Source organism: Rhizobium aethiopicum (genome assembly GCF_014197535.1).
Taxonomy (GTDB): domain Bacteria; phylum Pseudomonadota; class Alphaproteobacteria; order Rhizobiales; family Rhizobiaceae; genus Rhizobium; species Rhizobium aethiopicum_A.
In genome coordinates, this window is the sequence record NZ_JACIFV010000004.1 from 129,726 (window position 1) to 150,986 (window position 21,261).

Sequence of the window (21,261 nt, forward strand, 5' to 3'; positions counted from 1 at the left end):
CTGCGAATGAGGAGAGGTTATACGGCGGTGACAAGATCCGCAGCCGGCGCCCTCACGTTTTTTCCTTGCGGAAGAAGGTGGTTTGGAACCGCGGCTGCGGCATTCTCATGCATTGCGCTTTCGCCTGTCATTGTGTAATTCCTGCAGCCAGGGACTTCCCTCGGCTTAAGAGGGAATCAGGCAGCGCAAAAGCATTTCAGGGAGACGATATTTATGGCCGAACATCATACCGGACCGGTCGAGACCGGCGCGCCGATGGATTACAAGGAACATGAGCAGACCTACAACATGTTCATTGCCGGCACGAAATACGGCACGATGCTTCTCGTCGTTCTCCTGCTGGCGATGACCGCCGGTTTCTTCGGCGGCGCCGGCCTTCTCGGTGGCCTCTTCGTCTTCATCGTTCTTCTCGCCGCCGGCATCTTCCTGTTCCGCTGATCGCGGCTGGCGCATCGGCCTGAAAATCGCAATCGATTTTCGGCAAACGCGATGTGTCGACTGAGGGAATTGGAGCGTCTTTGTATGTCCGGGGGGACGTACGGCGCTCTAAGGGGAGGGGAGGCTTCTCCGAAGCCTTGTGAATTAGGTGCTTGGCCTGCGCAGGCGAGCCTGCGGCGGTCTGGCTGACCCGGAGGAGGGGGCAGTTGGGCAATATTGTTTTCGTTGCAAGGGAAGTCACGGACGGCGAGACGCGTGTCGCGGCCTCCGCCGAGACCGTGAAGAAGATGAAGAGTTTCGGCTTCGATGTCGTCGTCGAAGCCGGCGCCGGTACGGCTTCGCGCATTCCGGACGCCGAGTTCGAAGCCGTCGGCGCCAGAATCGGCAGTTTTGCCGATGCAGCCTCCGCCGACGTGGTGCTGAAGGTGCGCCGCCCGAGCCCATCGGAAATCGCGGGTTACAAGAGCGGCGCCGTCGTCATTGCGATCATGGACCCCTACGGCAATGACGAGGCGATTGCGGCGCTCGCGAGTGCCGGGCTTTCGGCTTTCGCCATGGAGCTGATGCCGCGCATCACCCGCGCCCAGTCGATGGACGTGCTCTCCTCTCAGGCCAATCTCGCCGGCTATCAGGCGGTCATCGAGGCGGCGGCGGTCTATGACCGCGCCATGCCGATGATGATGACGGCGGCAGGCACCGTGCCGGCCGCCAAGGTCTTCGTCATGGGTGCCGGCGTCGCCGGTCTGCAGGCGATCGCCACGGCGCGGCGCCTCGGGGCGGCGGTCTCGGCCACCGACGTGCGCCCGGCCGCCAAGGAGCAGGTTGCCTCGCTCGGCGCCAAGTTCATCGCCGTCGAGGACGAGGAGTTCAAGGCGGCGGAAACGGCCGGCGGTTACGCCAAGGAAATGTCGGCAGACTATCAGGCGAAACAGGCGGCGCTCGTCGCCGAACACATCGCCAAGCAGGATATCGTCATCACCACCGCTCTCATTCCCGGCCGGCCGGCGCCGCGGCTCGTCTCGCGCGCCATGCTTTCCTCGATGAAGCCGGGTGCGGTCGCGGTCGACCTCGCGGTCGAGCGCGGCGGCAATATCGAGGGCGTCGTTGCCGGCGAGGTCGCCGACGTCGACGGCGTCAGCGTGATCGGCTTCGCCAATATGCCGGGCCGGGTCGCAGCCAGCGCCTCGGCGCTTTACGCCAAGAACCTCGTCACCTTCCTCGAGACGATGGTCAACAAGGAAACGAAGGCGGTCGTCGTCAACCTCGACGACGAGCTCGTGAAGGCAACGATGCTGACCTATGCCGGCGACGTGGTGCATCCCGCCTTCGGCGGCGCGAAGAAGGGAGACATGTGATGGCCAGTGAAGCAATGGACAGAGCGCTGCAGCAGTTGAACGACGCCGTGACGGCCGTCGCCACCGCAGCCGCGCATGCCCCGGAAGCGGCAAGTGCGGCAACGGGCGGGGCGATCGATCCCTTCGTCTTCCAGCTGGCGATCTTCGTCTTGTCGATTTTCGTCGGCTATTACGTCGTCTGGTCGGTGACGCCGGCGCTGCATACGCCGCTGATGGCGGTGACCAACGCGATCTCCTCGGTCATCGTCGTCGGCGCGCTGCTGGCGGTCGGCATCTCCACAAGCGGGCTTGCGACCGGCTTCGGTTTCGTCGCCCTGGTGCTGGTCTCGGTGAATATCTTCGGCGGCTTCCTGGTCACGCAGCGCATGCTTTCGATGTACCGCAAGAAGGACCGGTGAGGGATCGATGACCAATATCGCAGCTTTCCTCTACCTCGTTTCCGGCGTGCTCTTCATCCTGGCGCTGCGCGGCCTGTCGCATCCGGCCACCAGCCGCAAGGGCAATCTCTACGGCATGATCGGCATGGGGATCGCCATCCTGACGACGCTGGTGCTGGCGACCCCGAACTTCGGCGGCTTCGTGCTGATCATCCTCGGCCTTGCCATCGGCGGCAGCGTCGGCGCCTATGTCGCTCGCACCATCGCCATGACCTCGATGCCGCAGCTGGTCGCCGGCTTCCACTCGCTGGTCGGCCTTGCCGCCGTGCTGGTCGCCGCCTCCGCGCTTTATACGCCCGCCTCCTTCGGCATCGGCGAGATCGGCCAGATCCACACTGAGGCGCGCATCGAAATGGCGCTGGGCGTCGCGATCGGGGCGCTCACCTTCACCGGCTCGATCATCGCCTTCCTGAAGCTCGACGGGCGCATGTCCGGCAAGCCGATCCTGCTGCCCTACCGGCATCTGATCAATGCAACCCTGCTGGTGCTGATCGTGCTCTTCATCGTCGGCCTTGCCGCCACCGAAAGCCATTTCGACTTCTGGGCGGTCGTGGCGCTGTCGCTGGCGCTCGGCGTCCTGCTGATCGTGCCGATCGGCGGCGCCGATATGCCCGTCGTCGTTTCGATGCTCAATTCCTATTCAGGCTGGGCCGCAGCCGGCATCGGCTTCACCCTCGGCAATCTGGCGCTGATCATTACCGGCGCGCTCGTCGGTTCGTCAGGCGCCATCCTCTCCTACATCATGTGCAAGGGGATGAACCGCTCCTTCGTCTCGGTCATTCTCGGCGGTTTCGGCGGCGAGACGGCATCCGGCGGGCCGGACACATCAGACAAGACGGTCAAGCTCGGCTCGGCCGAGGATGCGGCCTATCTGATGGCCAATGCCTCGAAGGTCATCATCGTGCCGGGTTATGGCATGGCGGTCGCCCAGGCCCAGCATGCGCTGCGCGAACTCGCCGACAATCTGAAGAAGAACGGCGTCGAGGTGAAATATGCGATCCACCCGGTCGCAGGCCGCATGCCCGGCCATATGAATGTGCTGCTGGCCGAGGCCAATGTTCCCTATGACGAGGTCTTCGAGCTCGAGGACATCAATTCGGAATTTGCCCAGGCCGACGTCGCCTATGTCATCGGCGCCAATGACGTCACCAATCCGGCAGCGCGCGACGACAAGACCTCGCCGATCTACGGCATGCCGATCCTCGACGTCGATCGGGCGAAGACCTGCCTGTTCGTCAAGCGCTCGCTTGGTTCGGGTTATGCCGGCATCGACAATACGCTGTTCTACAAGGACGGCACGATGATGCTGCTCGGGGACGCCAAGAAAATGACCGAAGACATCAATAAGGCGATCGCGCATTGAGCCGATGAGCCGCCCTTTGGGGCGGCTTTTCTCATATCTCGCCCGGCGCCAGCGTCATCTTCTCGACACCGATCGCCAGGTTCAGCCCTTCCTGGGCCTGGACATTCAGTGGCTGCAGCATGAAAGCCTTATTGGTGCCGCCGGCAATCACTTTGGCGCCGGCGCCCGCACCGATGCTCGCATCAGCGCCGACACCGTAATATTCGCCGGCAAGGGCGAATTGCGGAATATCGGTGCCGGTCTTTGCCAGGACCTGCCAGATCATCACGCTCTTGCCCGTCTGGCCGATGTCGAGGCCGAACTTCTCGATTTTGCCGGCATAGACGGCTTTGGCGCCGCCGGATGCCGGCGTATAGGTGCAGATGAGGTTCTTCTGCGAGGTGACGATCAGGCCCTGACCGCCATCCGATCCGCAGACCAGACGGCCAAGCGTCACATAATTTTCCGCACTCGCCGGGCTTGCCAAGGCAGCGGCCGTCAGTGCCGCGGCGGCGATCATCGTTTGCTTGAACATGGTCCTTCTCCTTGGGAATGACCTGTTCGAAACGGGTTGAGGTGGCGATTGTTCCTAGGTTATTCCCGCTCCAGCGTGGCGCGCTGGGCTGTCAGTACCCATAACAGGCCTTCGGGCCGGAAATCGACCTGCACCGTGCCTCGGAAGGCGGAAGCGGCATGCGCCTTGATGACGGTCGTGCCGAAACCCGAGCGCGAGGGCTCTGTGACCGGCGGGCCGCCGCGCTCCTCCCAGGTGAAGCGGAGCAGGGCATCCGGCTTGTCTTCGTCCCTGACATTGTGCCAGTCGAAGCGGACGCGGCCCTGTGGGACGGAGAGCGCACCATATTTCACAGAATTGGTGGCGAGCTCATGCAGGGTAAGGCCGAGATTCTGCACCGCATCCGGCTTCAGGACGAAATCTTCGCCCGTGATTTCGATCTGTTCGCGCGATTGCGGGAAGGCCTGCAGATGGATGTCGACGACCCGCCGGAGCGACACGCCTCCCCATTGCTCGCTGGTCAGAAGCTCGATCGAACGTACCAGGCCCTCAAGGCGGTCGGCGACGGCGGCTTGAAAGGTTTCGACGCTGTCGGCCTGTTTGGCAAGCTGGCGCATCATGGCCTGAGCAAGCGTGAGAAGGTTCTTGGTGCGGTGGACGAGTTCATGCATGACGAAGCGCAGCCGGTCTTCGGTCTGACTGCGATCGAATGAGGCATTCGAAAGAGCGATCGCCACCTGGTTCGCCTCGATCACGCTCGTTTCAACGGGTGAGACGATGTGGCCCTGGCCCATGCGGTTCGCCATGTCGGCGATCTCGCGGATGGTGGTGCGGACCTGTCTCGCGACGGCATAGGCGGCCAGCACTGCGACGAGCACGAGCGCAACGCCGCCGATGATGAGGAAACGCCAGGTGCTGAGAATCGAAGCCTGCGCCACCGGCCCCCAGATCACCGTCTTCCAAGACCAGCCGGGAATCTGTGCATAACCGAGAAGCATGTGCGGCAGGATCGACTTATCTTCGAAGACCCCTCGGGAAAAACCAAGCGCCGGCAGGATGCGCGGATCGAAGGGGGTGCCGGGCTTGAGGGCGGCGGGACCGGCGGCAACCACCACGTGGCCGCTTTGGTCGAGAACGGCGGCCGACCAGCCGGGGGCAAGACCCTGGGTCGTCACCAGCCGGCCGAGATCCCTGGCGTCCTGGGTGATGATGAGGGCGGCGACAGGATCGCCCTCTCTTGGCAAAGTGACGTTGTAGACCCACTCGCCGCTGGTTCTGCCGCGAAAAACATCGGACGCCTCGATCCGGCCGGATTTCATCGCGGCATCGAGCGCGACGATGTTTGCCGTCTTTTCGAGCGGAGTGCCGAAAGGCCGGCGTGTGTTCAGCAGTTGCTGACCGGTGCGGTCGACGGCGAGGACATAGAGCGCATTGTTCCGCAGAGCCGCTTCCGTACGTTCGTGGAAGGAGGCGAGGTCGCCGTTTTCGAGCTCCGGGGAGCTCGACAGCAGCCGCAACGTCGTCGCCATGTCCTGAAGCTGGCGATCGATGATGCGCGAAAGGGCAAGCGCGTCCTGCGCCGTCTCGCGCTTCAGCGTCGAGCGCTGGTTATCCTCCAGCTGCAGCAGAAGCAGCGCCACGAAGGCGAAGATCGGCAGCGCGATCGCCACCGCCATCGCCACCAGATAGGTGCCGATCGAAGCTTTGGGAAAAAACAATGCGACGATCTTCATTTATTGCGCGCCGCCGCCACAGTCCCGGTATTGCCGCGTCCTTTGTGCGTCCTGAAAGACGCGCGGCGCTGCTGTGCGCGCTGTCCGCAACAGTTTTCGTCTGCGGTCAGGAAAGCAAAGATCCGCATCTCTCGCAAACCGCCCTCAACGTGTTTTCGCACACCCCGACAGCGGGCTATCGAAGCAGCCGCATGTTAGGGGGAGCAAAAGCAGGTTGCAATATCGTATGACATGCCATGAAGACGGCGGCGGTTTTCCGGCCCTCTTTTCAAAGCGATGCGGTCGCCTTCATGACGGCATGCTCCTGCTGCCCGTTGCTGCGCGCGCACCGGGGCCGGCCATTAATTAAGCGGTTCTGCCGGAGATTTTCCTGCAATGCCAAGGTTCTGGGCATCCGTTGTTTCCGGCGCCCCAACCCTTAGCCGGCTGGAGCGCCGACTCGGGCCAGACCATCGCGGGCCGGCTGGTATTTGGGGTCAAGCCCGACCGCATGGCGATAGGAGCGGGCAGCCTTGGCCTTGTCGCCGCGGCGTTCGTAGACAAGAGCCTGGTTGGCCCAGGATTCGGCGATGTTGCCGTTGAGATCGATCGCGTGATTGAAATCGGCAAACGCGTTGTCATCGTCATTCAGCGCGATGTAGGAAATGCCGCGGCCATTATAGGGCTCGGGCGAATTCGGCGCGAGCGAGATGGCCTTCGAGAAATCGTCGATGGCCTTGTCCTGCTGATTGCGCTTCTGGTAGATCAGGCCACGATTGTGATAGGCGCGGCCATCGGTCGTGCCGAGCTGGATCGCCTTGCTGAAATCGTTGAAAGCTGCATCGTCCTGGCCGGCCATGCGATAGACATTGCCGCGGCCGATATAGGCGACGTCGTAGCTCGGATTGATCTGCAGGGCGGCATTGTAGTCGGCAATCGCCTGTTGCTGCTGGCCCATGTTGCGATAGACCAGCGCGCGGTTGGCATAGGCCTGGAAGAAGCGCGGGTTGATCTGCAATGCCGTGTTGAAATCGTTCAGCGCCTGGCGGAACTGGCCGCCACGGCCGTAGGCGGAACCGCGGACATTATACCCTTCGGGATCCCTCGGATTGGCGTTGATAACAGCCGTCAGCGACGCGATGTTTTCTTCCGAGCCCTGCGCCTTGTCGATGCGGATTACGGCATCCGTCGTATTGGTCGTCTCGCAGCCGGCGAGACCGACCATGGCCGCCAGCGTCAAAGCCGGCAGGAATGCGGTGTTCTTAAAGCGCCAGGCGCGGGACGGATTGAAGGTGGTATCAGCCATTCGGGCTCGCTTTCCCCATGCGGCATATCCAACACTGGGATATGCTGATCTTCAGCGGCAAACTAAAAAGGCGGCGGCGAACCCATCGCCCCCGCCACAATGCATCTGAAAACGTCGAAAAAACGACGGCAACGCTTAGCGTGCGACCAGGCCTTCGCGCTGGGCGCGCTTGCGGGCCAGCTTGCGAACGCGGCGAACAGCCTCGGCCTTTTCGCGAGCACGCTTCTGCGACGGCTTCTCGTAGTAGTCGCGCATCTTCATTTCGCGGAAAATGCCTTCGCGCTGCATCTTCTTCTTGAGAGCGCGGAGAGCCTGATCGACATTGTTATCGCGGACAAGTACCTGCACGAGAATCACGTTCCTTTGGTTTGGTTGATGCCTGAGGCAGCGCAGCGCCAGGGGCAAAAATATAACGTTCGCGCGGCCGCGGCCTTGCGATTGGTGATGCGGGATAGCAGATCGAGTAGGGGAAGTCCAGATGGATATCGGCGGCAGCTGGAAAAATCACATCTGTCCGGCATCCTGTCTCAAGCGAGCCGCTTCCGGCAGGGCATCGTCCAGGGCGGCAATTGCCTCCTTGAGCGCCGTCCTGACCCGGAGTCGATCGGCAGGCTCCAGCCGGCTCATATCCAGATGCAGGTCGAGACCCGAGAGATGTTCACTGAGAACGCGGCTCTTGTGGTCGGCGCCGAGCGTCAGTCCATCGACGGCATAGGGCACGACCTCGCGTTGGATGCCCTTCATGGTGATCGGCGGCAAAGGGTGAGCGTCGACGATCTCGTTCACCAGCGCATAGGTTTCGTAGCTGATGACGATTTCTCCGCCCTGGGCGATCGACTGCAGCCTGGCCGCGAGATTGGCCTCCGCGCCGATGATCGTATAGTCCATGCGATCGCTGCTGCCGAAATTGCCGACGTTGCAATAACCGCTGTTAATTCCCATGCGCACGACGAAAGGCTCCTCGGTGCCGTTTCTGCGCCATCTGTCCTTGAGCTCCCCGAGGCGGCGCTGCATGTCGACGGCCATGCGCAGGCAGGCTTTCGCATCTTCTTCCGGACCCTTCGTTTCCGGGTCGCCGAAGAAGACCAGCATGGCATCGCCGATGAACTTGTCCACCGTGCCGCCATGGGCGAGGGCAATGTTCGACATTTCGGTCAGATATTCGTTGAGCATTTCCGTCAGCGCTTCCGGCTGCAGCCGCTCGGTGGTCGCGGTGAAATCCTTGATGTCGGAGAAGAAAATCGTCAGGCGCTTGCGCTCGGTATGGACGACGACGTCTTTCTGTCCGCTGAAGATGCTCTTGTAGATCTGCGGCGAGAGATAGCGTGAAATCTTCAGGGAAACGCTCGCCAGGAATTCATTCGCCGCTTCGAGCTCGCGGTTGGCGCCGTGGATCGCGCGGGCCTGCTGGCGCTGCAGCAGAATGAAGCTGAGGCCGATGACGGCGACAAAAAGAAAATAGCAGAGCAGATATTTGAAGGCGAAGACGTTGCTTGCATAGGGTTGCTTGATGACCACTTCCTGAATGCCGCGCACATCGCCGACCTTCCAATCGGTCTTCGGGCTCTCCGGATGGCTGTTGTGACAGGCAACGCAGGCCTGGCCCATGACGACGGGCGTGACGAACCGCAGGGTATCGGTCAAACCGACCCGGGTGAGGTCGCTCAACGTCTGCTGCGGATTGGCGCGCAACGCGGCGAGCGATCGTTTCTCGAAATCGTCGAGCTCGTGGGAAGCGCGGCTCTTGAACGGCAGATCGGAGACGAAGCGGTATGTGATGTTGGCCTGCTGCTCCTTGATGACGTCGCCGAGTTCCAGCGAAAGTGTTGCCGGCAGCGGGATGGCGCCTGGGATATTGGCGTAGTTGTGGGAGACGACCGTGCCTGCGGTCGCGCCGCTGGCGTGCGCGGCAAGGACACGTCCGACGACATTGGCGGAATAATAGGAGCGGATGCTCGATATCAGCGAACTCATATCGCGCGCCTGGCGTCTGAGACTATTTCCAGAGAGATCGCTGATGTCGAGCCAGACGGCGAGTGGCAGTCCTGCAAGCATCGCCAGCACGACGACGATCAGCCAATAGCCGCTGCGGCGCACGGCGGTTTCGGAAATCACGGGAGCCCCTCACTCTTCCATCCAAAAGCATTCGCGCTTCGCGCCGTTACAAGAACATTTCACCGCGCGCCCGGCAAGATCGAAGCCGTGTCGTCCAAGCAAAAGCGTGGCCGAACTGACGGCGCCGCCAAATTTGAAGATGCCGTTGCGCCGACCGGCGGGAAGCGGGAGGCTGGAAAGCGAAAGGAAGCGCCGCAAGCGCATGGGCGAATGGCGTTCGGATAGAAAGCGGCGTAGCCTGTCGGTTGGCAGGGGGACACCGGTTGAGATGATGACGCGCGTGCAGCAAATCGGTGTCGTTATCGGCCTGGTGATCGTGGCTGCGCTAACGATGCTGCGGGCAGGCGATCCCGGGATCTTCAAGCTGATCCGTGGCGTGACCTTCGACGAGTATCAGCGCCTGCTTCCGAGAAAATTCGAGCCCATGCCGGTCCGCGTGATCGACATTGACGAGGCGTCGTTGCGTGAATTCGGTCAATGGCCGTGGCCACGGGATCGGTTGGCTCTGCTGGTGGACCGGCTTTCTCAAATGGGCGCGGCGGCCATCGCCTTCGACGTGCTTTTTTCAGAGCCGGACCGGCTGTCGCCGCGCAACGTCGTGCGCGAGGTCGCGGGGCTTGATCCGTCCCTGGCCGAGAAGCTTCCCGACAATGACGAGATCTTTGCCCGCTCGATCTCCGGCAAACCCGTCGTGCTCGGCTTCGGGCTTTCGAACGAGGGCAGTTACCGGCCGCCTGTCAAGGCGGGCTTTGCTTTCACCGGGGAAAGCCCCGTCTCGGCTCCGCCCTACCTTGCTGCATCGACGCCGCTCAGGCCGCAATTGGAAGCCAATGCCGCAGGGCTCGGCCACATCAGCCTCAATCCTGGCAATCCATCGCCGGTGGTGCGGGCGGTGCCGTTGTTCCTGACCGACGGCTTGCAGCTCTATCCCAATCTCGCGGTCGAAGCGCTGCGCGTCGCGCAGGGTGTATCGACCTATATATTGGCCGGCGCGCCCGATCGCGCCGGCGTGATGACATCGGCAAAGATCGGCGATTTCGTCGTGCCGCTGACGGCAGCGGGCGAATTCTGGCTCTATGTCAGCCCCGACCGGGCCGAGCGCTATATCTCCGCCCGCCAGGTGCTCGCCGCCGGAGGCGCCTCTCCCGAGCTCGCTGCCGCCATTGACGGCAGCATCGTCTTCGTCGGCACCTCGGCGGCAGGGCTGCAGGACATCCGTGTCACGGCGCTCGGCGAGAATGTTCCCGGCGTTTCGATGCATGCGCAGGCCGTCGAACAGATTCTCTCCGGCCGTTTCCTATCGCGGCCCGATTGGGCGGACGGGCTGGAAATCCTCACGATCGCGGTGCTCGGCTGCCTGCTCGTCGTGGTGACGACCTTCGTCAGTCCCGCCGTCGCACTGGTCTGCGGCCTGTTCATTACCGCAATGGCGCTCGTGGCCTCCTGGTTCTCCTTCCTCTATGCGGGGCTTCTTCTCGATCCGTTGGCTCCGATCATCAGCGGATCGATCACCCATTTTGCGGCAACCTCGTTCCGCATTCTGGTGATCGACCGGGAAAGGCGCGAGGTGCGGCGCGCCTTCGGACATTATCTTTCTCCGTCACTGCTCCATCGCATCGAGCATAACCGCGATGCCTTGCGTCTCGGTGGCGATGACCGGGAGCTGACGGTGATGTTTGTCGATGTCAGGAACTTCACTGAGATCAGCGAACGGCTGGCGCCGACTGATGTCGTCAGGTTCCTGAACACGCTGCTCGATGCGCTGAGCCGCCATGTCGTCGCCAATGAAGGCACGCTCGACAAATTCATCGGTGATTCGATCATGGCGTTCTGGAATGCGCCAGTCGATGTGGCCGATCATGCAACAAAGGCGGTTCGCGCCGCACTTGGGATGCGCGAGACACTCGCCGAACTGAACGCCAGCGACGCCTTCGGCTTCGGACCCGATCAGGAGGTCGGCATCGGCATCGGCATCCATACCGGCGTTGCTTGCGTCGGCAATATGGGCGCCAAGACCCGCTTCAACTATTCGGCGGTCGGAGATGCGGTCAACGTCGCAGCCCGCATCGAGTCGTCCTGCAAGGAGATAGGCTTCGATATCCTCATCTCCGACAGCACGGCACGCTCAGTGCAGGGAATGGCGGTGATCGAGGCCGGCGCCCTCTCGCTCAAGGGAAAGAGCAGCCGGACGCAGATCCTTGCGGTCATCGGCGATGAACGCGTCGCAGAATCCCAGGAATTCGCCGCGCTCGAGATCGTTCATAAGCAACTGTTACAGGCCCTGCAATCGCATTCGCGGAACAGCCGGAAACTTATCGGCGCGGCAAAGCACTGCGCTGCGCAGGTGCTCGGCGGTCTGGCGGAATTCTACCAACGTATATCCGGCAGAACCGACCATTTCCGGGAATTGCCTGCCGGGATCGAAAAGAGTGCGGCAGATTGACTGGGCTCAGCGACCGCGATTGAAATCGCGGCCCCTGTGGTGGTTCCGATCGTTATCATGATCATCATCACGATCACCATCTCCATCATGGTGGTGGTCGTGCCCCCGATGATCCAGGCCGTGATTTCCCGGCTTGCCGTCGTCGTCGTGCCGGCCATGGCCTTCATGCTTATCGGGCCTATCCGGCTTATCATGATGAGGCTTGTCGTGATGAGGCTCGTCATGGTGCGGCATGTCGGGCCTGTGCGGTCGCTCCTTTTGTGGCTCGGCCTGTCTCTGTGGCGGATCCTGCCTTTGCGGAGCGGGTGCAACTGGCGGCGGCGGCCGGTCTCGATCGCTTCTTTCCGGCAACAGCGAAGCCATGTTGCATCCGCCGAGCATGCCGAGGCCACCCGAAAGCCGCTGGTTGCCGGAGAGGAAGGGCAGGGCGCGCTGGTTTCCAAGGCTGTGGAGGATGTCACGATCCACCTGGCGGGCTGACGTCATATCGCCATTCGGCTTGGCCACGACGCAGTCGCAGCGTTGCTGTAGCTGCCGGCAGCCGCCGGGGCCGCAGAAGCGGGCCGCGCCGTTCAGGAGGACGACGGCGGTGGTGCCGTCGGGGCCGACATAAAAATCGAATGCGGTGCCGCGCACGCCGATCGTGCCTGCCGGCGTCAGGATTTGATAGGCCGAGGATTTGGAATTGCCGCTGACCCAGCGGAAGGTCCCCTTGGCGGCTTTGATGGTGAGTTGCCTGACCGATTGCGAATCGTCGAAAACATATCTGTCGATGACGACGGAGGACCCCCAGCCGACCGCAAGCTTGGTGCCGTCCCTAAATACAAACTGGCCGAGCCCCGACTGCGATGTCTTGATGCGTTCGTCGCGATGAACGCTTGTGTTGACTTCGATCGGGCCGGCTTGTCCCGTTACCTCGGTCTTGATGACGACAGCCTGGCCGACCGGCTCGGCGGCAGCCGCCAGCCCGACGCCGCAAAGCGTAAGAAATAGCGCCTGGAATAATAAACGCTGCCCCCGCATGCACATGATACACCAATCCCGGCAAGGGGGAAAAATTAACATCTCGGCAACTTCTTGTCTGTTCGCCCTCTTGGGTTAGGGGCAGCCCTGCCGGCAGCTGGAAGCGCGGACCTTCGCAAGATCCTGCGGGATGATGTTCGTTTGGGTTTGGGAAGCGGCGCTTGACACCATCGGAAATTGCGCAGTTTTCGACACGATGTCGTTCAGTGTCAAAAGCGAAGCTCTCGCGCGTCGCAAAAGAGCCGTTGTGCCGCATTTGGATTTGCGATTTGTATGGGTGCGAGAACAGCCCTTGCCCGAAGGAGAAGAAGGCGGATGCGGAAATATTCGGTTTTTGCCGTGGCGCGGGAGGCCCTTCGCGGCCACAGAGGTTGGGAGAAGCAGTGGACTTCGCCGGAACCGCGCGCCGAGTACGATGTCGTTATTATCGGCGCTGGCGGACATGGCTTGGGAGCCGCCTATTATCTTGCCAAGGAGCACGGCGTCACCAATGTGGCGGTGATCGAGAAGGGCTGGCTCGGCGGCGGCAATACCGGGCGCAATACCACCATCATCCGTTCGAATTATCTCTATGAAGAGAGCATGCACATTTACGAGCATTCGATGAAGCTCTGGGAAGGGCTTTCACAGGAGCTCAACTACAATGTGATGTATTCGCCGCGCGGCGTGATGATGCTCTCACACAATATTCACGACCAGCAGTCGTTCAAGCGACACATCCACGCCAACCGGCTCTACGGCATCGACAATGAATGGCTGACGCCGGAGCAGGCGAAGGCCTATTGTCCGCCGCTCGATATCTCCGCCAGCGCGCGCTATCCGATCAACGGTGCGGCGCTGCAGCGGCGCGGCGGTACGGCGCGGCACGATGCGGTGGCCTGGGGATATGCGCGGGCAGCCTCCGATCGAGGCGTGCACATCATCCAGAACTGCGAAGTGACCGGCATCCGCCGCGGTCCGGACGGACGGGTGACCGGGGTCGAGACCTCGCGCGGCTTCATCGGCGCCAGAAAGGTCGGCGTATCGGCCGCGGGCCACACCTCGACAATCATGAAGATGGCGGATGTGCGCGTGCCGCTGCAGTCGAGCCCGCTGCAGGCGCTGGTTTCCGAACCGCTGAAGCCGATTTTCCCCTGCGTCGTCATGTCGAACACGGTGCATGCCTACATCTCGCAGTCCGACAAGGGCGAGCTCGTCATCGGCGCCGGCACCGACCAGTATAATTCCTACTCCCAGACCGGCGGGCTGCAGATCATTACGCATACGCTCGACGCCATCTGCGAACTCTTCCCGATGTTCCGGCGCGTCAAGATGATGCGGCAATGGGGCGGCATCGTCGACAATACCCCCGATCGTTCGGCAATCCAGTCGAAGACGCCGGTTCCCGGGCTTTACGTCAATTGCGGCTGGGGCACCGGCGGCTTCAAGGCGACGCCGGGCTCGGCCAATCTCTTTGCGCATCTGATCGCCCGCGATGAAGCGCACAAGTTCAATGCCGGCCTGACGCTGGAACGCTTCCGCAGCGGCCGGCTGATCGATGAAGCGGCGGCTGCGGCGGTGGCGCACTGATGATGAACGTGTTCGCTCAGATGCCCGCTTCTTTCGTTATTTACGCCCTCATCCGCCTTGAAAGCACCTTTTCCCTGCTGGGGAGAAGGGGAGGAGAAGGAAATCTCACATGCTGCTGATCCATTGCCCTTATTGTCAGGAAGAGCGTTCCGAGCTCGAATTCCGCGGCGCGGGTGACGCGCATATCGTGCGGCCGGCCGACATCGCCTCGATTTCGGACGAGGAATTCGAAGAGTATTTCTTTCTGCGCGACAACCCGAAGGGGCTGATCTTCGAGCGCTGGCGGCATATTCACGGCTGCGGCCGCTTCTTCAACGCGGCGCGCGATACGGTGAGCGACAAGTTCATCATGACCTATAAGGCAGGCGAGCCGAAGCCGCGGATCGGTGCCGAGGCCGAACAGCACGGGCCAGTCGAGACCTATGAAGCCGTGGAAGGAGAGGCGCAATGAGCGGCGCAAATCGTATCGTCGGCAAGGGGCGTCTGACGCCTGCAAAGACCGCGCGCTTCAGCTTCGACGGCCAGAGCTATACGGCGCTCGAAGGCGATACCGTCGCCTCGGCGCTGATCGCCAACGGCATTCATCTCGTCGGCCGTTCGTTCAAATATCACCGGGCGCGCGGCATCCTCTCGGCAGGGGCCGAAGAGCCGAACGCGCTGATCGACGTCGCCCGCGACAAGGCGCGTAAGCAGCCGAACGTGCGCGCCACGGTGCAGGAAATCTTCGACGGCATGATCGTCCAGTCGCAGAACCGCTGGCCCTCGCTGGCCTACGATGTCGGTGCGGTCAACAACCTGATGTCGCCGTTCTTCGCCGCCGGCTTCTATTACAAGACCTTCATGTGGCCGCGCTCCGCCTGGAAACACGTCTACGAGCCGTTCATCCGCCGCGCTGCCGGCCTCGGCGTCGCACCGACGGAAGAGGATCCGGACCATTATGCCAGCCGCTACGCCCATTGCGATGTGCTGGTGGTCGGCGCCGGTGTTGCCGGGCTTTCGGCGGCGCTGGCCGCGGCCGAGACCGGCGCGAAGGTGATCCTCTGCGACGAGCAGGCGGAAGCCGGCGGGGCGCTGCGCTACGATGCCGGCGTCAGGATCGACGGACAGGATGGTTACGCCTGGGCGCAGAAAACCGTGGCGCGGCTGAAGGCGATGGACAATGTCCAAGTCCTCATCCGCACGACCGCCTTCGGTTACTACAACCACAATTTCGTCGGCCTTGCCGAACGCGTCACCGATCATATCGCCAAACCATCGAGCGATCTGCCGCGCGAGCGGCTGTGGCAGGTCCGCGCCAAGCGGGTGATCCTCGCCAACGGCGCGATCGAACGGCACATGGTATTTCCGAACAACGACCGGCCCGGCATCATGCTGGCTTCGGCGGGGCGGATGTATCTCAATCACTACGGTGTCGCCGTCGGAAGCAATGTCGGCATCTATACGGCGCATGACTCGGCCTATGAGGCAGCTTTCGATCTCAAGCGAGCTGGTGTTACGGTGGCCGCCATTGTCGATTGCAGACAGGCGCCGGGAGCGGCGGTGCTGGCAGAGGCGCGTTCGCTCGGCATCGATGTTCTCACCGGCCAGTCGGTCATCAATACAGCGGGACGGCTGCGCATCTCGTCGATGACAGTGACGCGCAACGGCGGCGGTTCGCCGCGGAAGATCGCGGTCGATGCGCTTCTGGTTTCGGCCGGCTGGACGCCATCCGTGCATCTGTTCTCGCAGTCGCGCGGCAAGGTGGCCTTCGAAGCGGAAAGTCAGCGCTTCCTGCCCGGTACCTATGCGCAGGATTGCCTGTCGGTCGGCGCCTGCAACGGCACAGACGACCTGCAGCGGACGGTCGAGGAATCGCTTGCCGCCGGCGAGCTGATGGCGCAGGCCGCCGGCAAGAGCGGCGGCGGGAAAATCACGATCTCGGCCGAGCAGCCCTATGACTGGACCGGCGGGATGATCGGCGCTGCCGAAGGCGCCGGGCCGAAGACAAACGCCAAGGCCTTCATCGATTTCCAGCACGATGTCTGCGCCAAGGATATCCGCCTTGCCGTGCGCGAAGGCATGCACTCGATCGAGCATATCAAGCGGTTCACGACCAATGGCATGGCCTCGGACCAGGGCAAGCTTTCCAACATGCATGGCCTGGCGATTGCCGCGGAAATGCTTGGCAAGGAAATCCCGCGTGTCGGTCTCACCACCTTCCGCGCGCCCTATACGCCGGTGACGTATGGTACGCTGATCGGCCATTCGCGCGGAAAGCTGTTCGATCCGACGCGCAAGACGCCGCTGCACGGCTGGGAAGAAGCCCATGGCGCTGTTTTCGAGGATGTCGGCAATTGGAAACGCGCCTGGTTCTATCCGCGCTCGGGTGAGAACATGCATCAGGCGGTTGCGCGCGAGTGCCGGACGGCCCGCGAGTCGGCAGGTATCTTCGATGCCTCGACCCTCGGCAAGATCGAGGTTGTTGGCCCGGATGCGGCGAAATTCCTCAATCTCATCTACACCAATGCCTGGGACACGCTGAAGCCCGGCAAGGCGCGCTACGGCATCATGACGCGTGAGGACGGCTTCGTTTATGACGATGGCGTCGTCGGTCGCCTGGCGGAGGATCGTTTCCATGTGACGACGACGACCGGCGGAGCGCCGCGTGTTCTCCATCACATGGAAGATTACCTGCAGACGGAATTCCCGGATCTGAAGGTGTGGCTGACCTCGGTGACCGAACAATGGGCTGTCATCGCCGTACAGGGGCCGAAGGCGCGCGAGATCGTCGAGCCTCTCGTTGAAGGCGTCGATCTTTCCAACGAGGCCTTCCCGCATATGAGCGTTGCCGAGTGCACGGTCTGCGGCGTGCCGGCGCGGCTCTTCCGCGTGTCCTTCACCGGTGAAATCGGTTTCGAAATCAACGTGCCGGCCGATTACGGCCAGTCGGTGCTCGAAGCGGTCTGGGCCAATGCCGAACCGCTCGGCGCCTGCGTCTACGGCACCGAGACGATGCACGTTCTTCGCGCCGAGAAGGGCTATATCATCGTCGGCCAAGATACCGACGGGACCGTGACCCCTGACGACGCGGGCGTCGCCTGGGCCGTTTCGAAGAAGAAGAAGGACTTCGTCGGCATTCGCGGGCTGCAGCGGCCGGACCTCGTCAAGGAGGGGCGCAAGCAGCTCGTCGGACTCGTTACCAAGGATCCGAAGCTGGTGCTCGAAGAAGGCGCGCAGGTGGTCGCGAGCCCGAACGAGCCGAAGCCGATGACGATGCTCGGCCATGTCACATCGGCCTATTGGTCGGAAAGTTGCGGCAGATCGATCGCCTTCGCGCTGGTCGCCGGCGGCCGGGCGCGAATGGGCGAGACGCTTTATGTGCCGATGCCGGACCGGACGATCGCCGTCGAAGTGACGGATCTGGTGTTCTTTGACAAGGAAGGAGGCCGCATCCATGGCTGATGTCGCAATTCGCAAGCCGGCGCTGGCCGGCCGTCTCGGCGGCTCCGCCACAGTGCGCCTGACCGTCGCACCGCCCGCAAGCCGCGTGGCGCTGCGCGCGCCAGCGGGGTCGCTCAAAGCACTTTCTTTGGCTCTCGGCCTGTCTGTGCCGACCACTCCGAAAACGTCCGGCCGCGCCGCTGCGCGCTCGGCGCTCTGGATCGGGCCGGACGAGTGGCTGTTGATCGACGAAGCGGGCGGCGATCTGATGGCGGCATGTTCCAGCGCCGGCGCGCTGCATTCCGCGACAGACGTCTCCCACCGCAACGTGGCGGTCATCGTTTCCGGGCCGGGTGCGGAGCCCACGCTTGCGGCCGGCTGCCCGCAGGATCTGTCGCTGTCGTCCTTTCCAGTCGGCGCGGCATCGCGCACGGTCTTCGGCAAAGCGGAGATCGTGCTTTTCCGTACGGAAGAAGACACGTTCCGGGTGGAGTGCTGGCGGTCGTTTTCCGATTACGTCTTCGGGCTCTTGGCCGAGGCGGCGGAAGATGCCGGGCACTGAGGCCGGGCTGATCGCAACTGCATAAGTGCTTATTCAGGGGATAGGCGAATGCTGCACCATGCCTCCCTCGGTGTTTCCGATATCGAACGGTCGGCGGCATTTTACGATGCCGCCCTTGCCGCGCTCGGTTATGTCAGGGTCTGGGACGATATCAGGCCGGGAGAAACAGACCAGGCAATCGGCTACGGCCTTCCGGGCGGCGGGGACAAGCTGGCGATCAAACATCGGCCTGATGGCCAGCGTCCGCCGGGTTCGGGTTTTCATCTGGCATTTGCCGCACCAAGTCGCCAAGCGGTTGACGGGTTTCATGCGGCGGCAATCGCGCATGGCGGCCGTGACAACGGCGCTCCAGGTCTGAGGCCCCACTATGGCGAGCATTATTATGCTGCCTTCGTAATCGATCCGGACGGACATGCTCTCGAAGCGGTGATCAATTCACCGGAATAACAAGAGCCTCGATTGCCTACGCGTCTTCCGGGCGGTCCTTCGGATCGAACTGGATGATGGTGATCCATCTTGCCGTCAGCGCCGGCTTCTTCTCGTTTTCGATTTCGATCGTCACGTCATAGGTAGTCATCAGCATGCCGCCGCCGCGGAAGCGGGCGTCGGAGAGCAGAAAGCGGCCGCGCACGCGGGCGCCGCTCTTGACAGGCGTCATGAAGCGGACGCGGTCGAAGCCGTAGTTGATGCCCATGGTCTGCTCGCGCACTTTCGGCAGGCAATTGTAGTTCATCGCCGACAGCAGGGACAGCGTCAGGAAACCATGGGCAATGGTGCCGCCGAAGGGGCTTTCGGCTGCCGCGCGCTCGGGATCGACATGAATGAACTGATGGTCGTCGGTCGCCCCCGCAAAGGCGTCGATCATTGTCTGATCGACGGTGATCCAATCTGAAAGACCCGTTTCCATGCCGATCAATCCCCGCACGTCGGAGAGTGAAATTTCCGTGACCATGAATTCCTCGTGAGAAAAGCCGCCGGGCAAAGCCTTATCGTGCATTTATGACGATTGCGACAAGGATTTGCGTGAGTGGGGGGAGGCGGTCATTTTTCTACGAAAAAGGCGACAGAGCGTGGCTCGACGGTCACGCGGGCGTCGGCCTTCTTCGCTCCCTCCGGCGTCAGCTGGCGCCAGCCCGGCTCGTTTTCCGACGGAAGCGTAAAGAGCTGGCGGCTCTCCGAACGATTGAAAAGCACGGCAAGCCGGGTTTTTCTGCCGCGCGAGGAGCGGTCGCCGGTGGCGAGCAGCATGCCCAGCGTCGAGAGCGACGGCGTCTCCCATTCGGCAACGGTCATCGGTTCGCCGGAGAGTGAGATCCATTCGACATCGCCATTGCCGGAGAGGAAGCCGGTTTCGGAAAAAACAGTGAAGCGGCGGCGCAGCCCCGCGACGAAAGCGGTATGGGCGATGAGATCCTCGTTCAACGCCTTCCAGTCCAGCCAGGTGATCTCATTGTCCTGGCAATAGGCGTTGTTATTGCCGCGCTGGCTGCGGCCGCCCTCGTCACCCGCCGTCAGCATGACGCTGCCACGGGTGGCAAAGAGCGTTGATATCAACGCCATCACGTCATTGATCCGGCGCTTGCGGATTGTGGGATAGAGGGTCTCGCCTTCGACGCCATTGTTCCAGGAATGGTTCTCGTTGTGGCCGTCCCGATTGTGCTCGCCGTTGGCGTGATTGTGCTTGCCGGCATAGGAGACGAGGTCGAACAGCGTGAAGCCGTCATGGGCGGCGAGGAAATTGACGCTGCGCGTCCCTTTGCCGTCGTTGCGGGAGAAGATGTCGGAGGAACCGGCAAGCGCCGTCGCGAGCGCGCCGCTCTTCCATTGGTCGCCACGCCAATAGCAGCGCAGATCGTCGCGTACCCTGTCGTTCCATTCGAGGAAGGGGCTGGGGAAATTGCCGAGCTGGTAACCACCAGCGCCGATATCCCAGGGTTCGGCGATCATGGTGCGGTCGGCGAGCAGATCATCGGCGAGGATCGCGGCGAGCGTTCCCCCATCGCGCTCGAAGCCGCTTGCGGTGCGGCCCAGCACCGGGGCGAGATCGAAGCGGAAACCGTCGACGCCTGAATTGAGCACGAAATGGCGCAGGCTGTCGATGACGAGCAGCCTGACCTCGGGATGATCGCAAGCGATCGTGTTGCCGGTGCCGGTGTCGTTGATGAGTTCGCCGGGGTTGTTTGGGGCGTGACGGTAATAATGCAGGTTGTCGAGGCCGCGCAGCGACAGCGTCGTGCCATAACGATCGCTCTCGCCGGTATGGTTGAAGACGAGATCGAGGATGACGGCGATGCCTTCGGCATGGAGCGCGGCAACGGTCTTGCGCAGCTCGGCCATGCCGCCGGGGACAATTCGCGGATCGAGCGCCATCAAGCCGACGGGATTGTAGCCCCAGCCGTTGGTGAGGCCGAGCGGCGGCAGGTGGCGCTCGTCGATCCAGGCAGTGATCGGCATTAGTTCGACGGCATCGACACCGATCCGCTTCAGATGCGCAATGACGGAGGGATGAGCAAGGGCTGCGACGGTGCCGCGTTCGGCTTCCGGCACATCGGGATGAAGAATGGTGAAGGGCCGCACCGCCACTTCATAGATAAAACCGCCCGGTTTGAAGAGCGGCTTATCGATTGCGGCTGGGGTATCGATGGTGACGATCGCCTTCGGCATCAGATCCTGGCTGTCCTCGCCGTAGAGGCCGAGGCGGGGATCGTAGCGGAACGGCCGGTCGATTTCCTTGGCGTAGGGATCGATCAGCAGTTTGGACGGGTCGAACCAGAGGCCGTTGTCGGGCGCATAGATGCCATCGGCGCGATAGCCGTAGCGGGCGCCTTGTCCAAGGCCGTCGACGAACAGGCGATGGGTATGATTGCCATCGCGGGCCATCGGCAGGCGCGCGAATTCCCTGTTGCCGTCATGCTCGTAGAGGCAGAGTTCGATCTGCGCCGCATGTTGCGACCACACGGCAAATTCGACGCCGGTCTCGAAGACGATAGCGCCCCGCGCCGAATTGCTGTCCCGCATGTCCCCC

19 protein-coding genes are annotated in these 21,261 nt (G+C 62.4%); 11 read left to right on the forward strand and 8 right to left on the reverse strand.

What is annotated here, in order from left to right; translation table 11 throughout:
* Window positions 1-213 precede the first annotated feature (213 nt).
* The 4 genes from GGD53_RS08005 to GGD53_RS08020 all read left to right on the forward strand — a co-directional run bounded on the left by GGD53_RS08005 (window position 214) and on the right by GGD53_RS08020 (window position 3,593).
* The gene (locus tag GGD53_RS08005) at window positions 214-438 is read left to right on the forward strand and encodes an aa3-type cytochrome c oxidase subunit IV (protein WP_011426827.1); all 225 of its coding nucleotides are present in this window, start codon (window positions 214-216) and stop codon (window positions 436-438) included.
* 206 nt (window positions 439-644) lie between these two features.
* The gene (locus tag GGD53_RS08010; protein WP_184454952.1) at window positions 645-1,793 is read left to right on the forward strand and encodes a Re/Si-specific NAD(P)(+) transhydrogenase subunit alpha; all 1,149 of its coding nucleotides are present in this window, start codon (window positions 645-647) and stop codon (window positions 1,791-1,793) included.
* Window positions 1,793-2,191, forward strand: coding sequence for a proton-translocating transhydrogenase family protein (locus GGD53_RS08015; protein ID WP_003582338.1), 399 nt, complete (start codon window positions 1,793-1,795; stop codon window positions 2,189-2,191). The genes GGD53_RS08010 and GGD53_RS08015 overlap by 1 nt, the downstream gene beginning before the upstream one ends.
* 7 nt (window positions 2,192-2,198) lie before the next feature.
* Complete coding sequence (locus GGD53_RS08020) at window positions 2,199-3,593, forward strand: NAD(P)(+) transhydrogenase (Re/Si-specific) subunit beta (protein WP_184454953.1); 1,395 nt, start codon at window positions 2,199-2,201, stop codon at window positions 3,591-3,593.
* Between the two features lie 31 nt (window positions 3,594-3,624).
* Here GGD53_RS08020 and GGD53_RS08025 read toward each other — a convergent pair whose 3' ends face one another.
* Window positions 3,625-4,107, reverse strand: coding sequence for a DUF992 domain-containing protein (locus GGD53_RS08025; protein ID WP_184454954.1), 483 nt, complete (start codon window positions 4,105-4,107; stop codon window positions 3,625-3,627).
* Window positions 4,108-4,166: 59 nt separating this feature from the next.
* Complete coding sequence (locus GGD53_RS08030) at window positions 4,167-5,819, reverse strand: sensor histidine kinase (RefSeq protein ID WP_184454955.1); 1,653 nt, start codon at window positions 5,817-5,819, stop codon at window positions 4,167-4,169.
* Between GGD53_RS08030 and GGD53_RS08035 the strand changes: the two genes are divergently transcribed.
* The gene (locus tag GGD53_RS08035) at window positions 5,804-6,049 is read left to right on the forward strand and encodes a hypothetical protein (protein ID WP_184454956.1); all 246 of its coding nucleotides are present in this window, start codon (window positions 5,804-5,806) and stop codon (window positions 6,047-6,049) included. The genes GGD53_RS08030 and GGD53_RS08035 overlap by 16 nt on opposite strands.
* 188 nt (window positions 6,050-6,237) lie before the next feature.
* Here GGD53_RS08035 and GGD53_RS08040 read toward each other — a convergent pair whose 3' ends face one another.
* The 3 genes from GGD53_RS08040 to GGD53_RS08050 all read right to left on the reverse strand — a co-directional run bounded on the left by GGD53_RS08040 (window position 6,238) and on the right by GGD53_RS08050 (window position 9,159).
* A complete protein-coding gene (locus GGD53_RS08040; protein WP_184454957.1) occupies window positions 6,238-7,104 on the reverse strand; it encodes a tetratricopeptide repeat protein in 867 nt (288 codons plus the stop codon).
* Window positions 7,105-7,239: 135 nt separating this feature from the next.
* Window positions 7,240-7,452, reverse strand: a complete 213-nt coding sequence (gene rpsU / locus GGD53_RS08045) for a 30S ribosomal protein S21 (RefSeq protein ID WP_003585885.1) — start codon at window positions 7,450-7,452, stop codon at window positions 7,240-7,242.
* Between the two features lie 156 nt (window positions 7,453-7,608).
* Window positions 7,609-9,159 (reverse strand): adenylate/guanylate cyclase domain-containing protein, encoded by a 1,551-nt coding sequence (locus tag GGD53_RS08050; protein WP_246717722.1) that lies wholly within the window; start codon window positions 9,157-9,159, stop codon window positions 7,609-7,611.
* A gap of 331 nt (window positions 9,160-9,490) precedes the next feature.
* Between GGD53_RS08050 and GGD53_RS08055 the strand changes: the two genes are divergently transcribed.
* Window positions 9,491-11,662: a CHASE2 domain-containing protein gene (locus GGD53_RS08055; protein ID WP_184455138.1), complete on the forward strand. Its 2,172-nt coding sequence runs from the start codon at window positions 9,491-9,493 to the stop codon at window positions 11,660-11,662.
* Between the two features lie 6 nt (window positions 11,663-11,668).
* Here GGD53_RS08055 and GGD53_RS08060 read toward each other — a convergent pair whose 3' ends face one another.
* Entirely contained in the window at window positions 11,669-12,685 is a 1,017-nt protein-coding gene (locus GGD53_RS08060; protein WP_184454959.1) for a FecR family protein, read from the reverse strand.
* A 315-nt stretch (window positions 12,686-13,000) separates the two neighbouring features.
* On the opposite strand from GGD53_RS08060, the gene GGD53_RS08065 reads away from it, so the two are divergent.
* The 5 genes from GGD53_RS08065 to GGD53_RS08085 all read left to right on the forward strand — a co-directional run bounded on the left by GGD53_RS08065 (window position 13,001) and on the right by GGD53_RS08085 (window position 18,683).
* Window positions 13,001-14,254 carry a sarcosine oxidase subunit beta family protein gene (locus GGD53_RS08065; protein WP_184454960.1) on the forward strand — a complete coding sequence of 418 codons (1,254 nt, stop codon included), beginning with the start codon at window positions 13,001-13,003 and terminating at the stop codon, window positions 14,252-14,254.
* A 109-nt stretch (window positions 14,255-14,363) separates the two neighbouring features.
* Window positions 14,364-14,705 carry a sarcosine oxidase subunit delta gene (locus GGD53_RS08070; RefSeq protein ID WP_064804970.1) on the forward strand — a complete coding sequence of 114 codons (342 nt, stop codon included), beginning with the start codon at window positions 14,364-14,366 and terminating at the stop codon, window positions 14,703-14,705.
* Window positions 14,702-17,695, forward strand: coding sequence for a sarcosine oxidase subunit alpha (locus GGD53_RS08075; protein ID WP_184454961.1), 2,994 nt, complete (start codon window positions 14,702-14,704; stop codon window positions 17,693-17,695). Before GGD53_RS08070 ends, GGD53_RS08075 begins: the two co-directional genes overlap by 4 nt.
* Window positions 17,688-18,236, forward strand: coding sequence for a sarcosine oxidase subunit gamma (locus GGD53_RS08080; protein ID WP_184454962.1), 549 nt, complete (start codon window positions 17,688-17,690; stop codon window positions 18,234-18,236). Before GGD53_RS08075 ends, GGD53_RS08080 begins: the two co-directional genes overlap by 8 nt.
* Before the next feature lie 48 nt (window positions 18,237-18,284).
* On the forward strand, window positions 18,285-18,683 hold the full coding sequence (locus GGD53_RS08085) for a VOC family protein (protein ID WP_184454963.1): 399 nt from the start codon (window positions 18,285-18,287) through the stop codon (window positions 18,681-18,683).
* A 16-nt stretch (window positions 18,684-18,699) separates the two neighbouring features.
* Here the strand turns inward: GGD53_RS08085 and GGD53_RS08090 are convergent, their stop codons facing one another.
* Both GGD53_RS08090 and glgX read right to left on the reverse strand, forming a co-directional pair.
* Window positions 18,700-19,188: a MaoC family dehydratase gene (locus GGD53_RS08090; RefSeq protein ID WP_184454964.1), complete on the reverse strand. Its 489-nt coding sequence runs from the start codon at window positions 19,186-19,188 to the stop codon at window positions 18,700-18,702.
* Between the two features lie 89 nt (window positions 19,189-19,277).
* Entirely contained in the window at window positions 19,278-21,254 is a 1,977-nt protein-coding gene (gene glgX, locus GGD53_RS08095) for a glycogen debranching protein GlgX (protein ID WP_184454965.1), read from the reverse strand.
* Between the last annotated feature and the right edge of the window lie 7 nt (window positions 21,255-21,261).

Excerpts from the sequence above, each read along its gene's own strand:
- GGD53_RS08005 (WP_011426827.1), top strand. The coding sequence starts at position 214 with ATGGCCGAACATCATACCGGACCGGTCGAGACCGGCGCGCCGATGGAT.
- GGD53_RS08015 (WP_003582338.1), top strand. The coding sequence starts at position 1,793 with ATGGCCAGTGAAGCAATGGACAGAGCGCTGCAGCAGTTGAACGACGCC.
- GGD53_RS08020 (WP_184454953.1), top strand. The coding sequence starts at position 2,199 with ATGACCAATATCGCAGCTTTCCTCTACCTCGTTTCCGGCGTGCTCTTC.
- GGD53_RS08025 (WP_184454954.1), bottom strand. The coding sequence starts at position 4,107 with ATGTTCAAGCAAACGATGATCGCCGCCGCGGCACTGACGGCCGCTGCC.
- GGD53_RS08035 (WP_184454956.1), top strand. The coding sequence starts at position 5,804 with ATGCGACGATCTTCATTTATTGCGCGCCGCCGCCACAGTCCCGGTATT.
- GGD53_RS08030 (WP_184454955.1), bottom strand. The coding sequence starts at position 5,819 with ATGAAGATCGTCGCATTGTTTTTTCCCAAAGCTTCGATCGGCACCTAT.
- GGD53_RS08040 (WP_184454957.1), bottom strand. The coding sequence starts at position 7,104 with ATGGCTGATACCACCTTCAATCCGTCCCGCGCCTGGCGCTTTAAGAAC.
- GGD53_RS08050 (WP_246717722.1), bottom strand. The coding sequence starts at position 9,159 with ATGCTTGCAGGACTGCCACTCGCCGTCTGGCTCGACATCAGCGATCTC.
- GGD53_RS08055 (WP_184455138.1), top strand. The coding sequence starts at position 9,491 with ATGACGCGCGTGCAGCAAATCGGTGTCGTTATCGGCCTGGTGATCGTG.
- GGD53_RS08060 (WP_184454959.1), bottom strand. The coding sequence starts at position 12,685 with ATGCGGGGGCAGCGTTTATTATTCCAGGCGCTATTTCTTACGCTTTGC.
- GGD53_RS08065 (WP_184454960.1), top strand. The coding sequence starts at position 13,001 with ATGCGGAAATATTCGGTTTTTGCCGTGGCGCGGGAGGCCCTTCGCGGC.
- GGD53_RS08070 (WP_064804970.1), top strand. The coding sequence starts at position 14,364 with ATGCTGCTGATCCATTGCCCTTATTGTCAGGAAGAGCGTTCCGAGCTC.
- GGD53_RS08075 (WP_184454961.1), top strand. The coding sequence starts at position 14,702 with ATGAGCGGCGCAAATCGTATCGTCGGCAAGGGGCGTCTGACGCCTGCA.
- GGD53_RS08080 (WP_184454962.1), top strand. The coding sequence starts at position 17,688 with ATGGCTGATGTCGCAATTCGCAAGCCGGCGCTGGCCGGCCGTCTCGGC.
- GGD53_RS08085 (WP_184454963.1), top strand. The coding sequence starts at position 18,285 with ATGCTGCACCATGCCTCCCTCGGTGTTTCCGATATCGAACGGTCGGCG.
- GGD53_RS08090 (WP_184454964.1), bottom strand. The coding sequence starts at position 19,188 with ATGGTCACGGAAATTTCACTCTCCGACGTGCGGGGATTGATCGGCATG.
- glgX (WP_184454965.1), bottom strand. The coding sequence starts at position 21,254 with ATGCGGGACAGCAATTCGGCGCGGGGCGCTATCGTCTTCGAGACCGGC.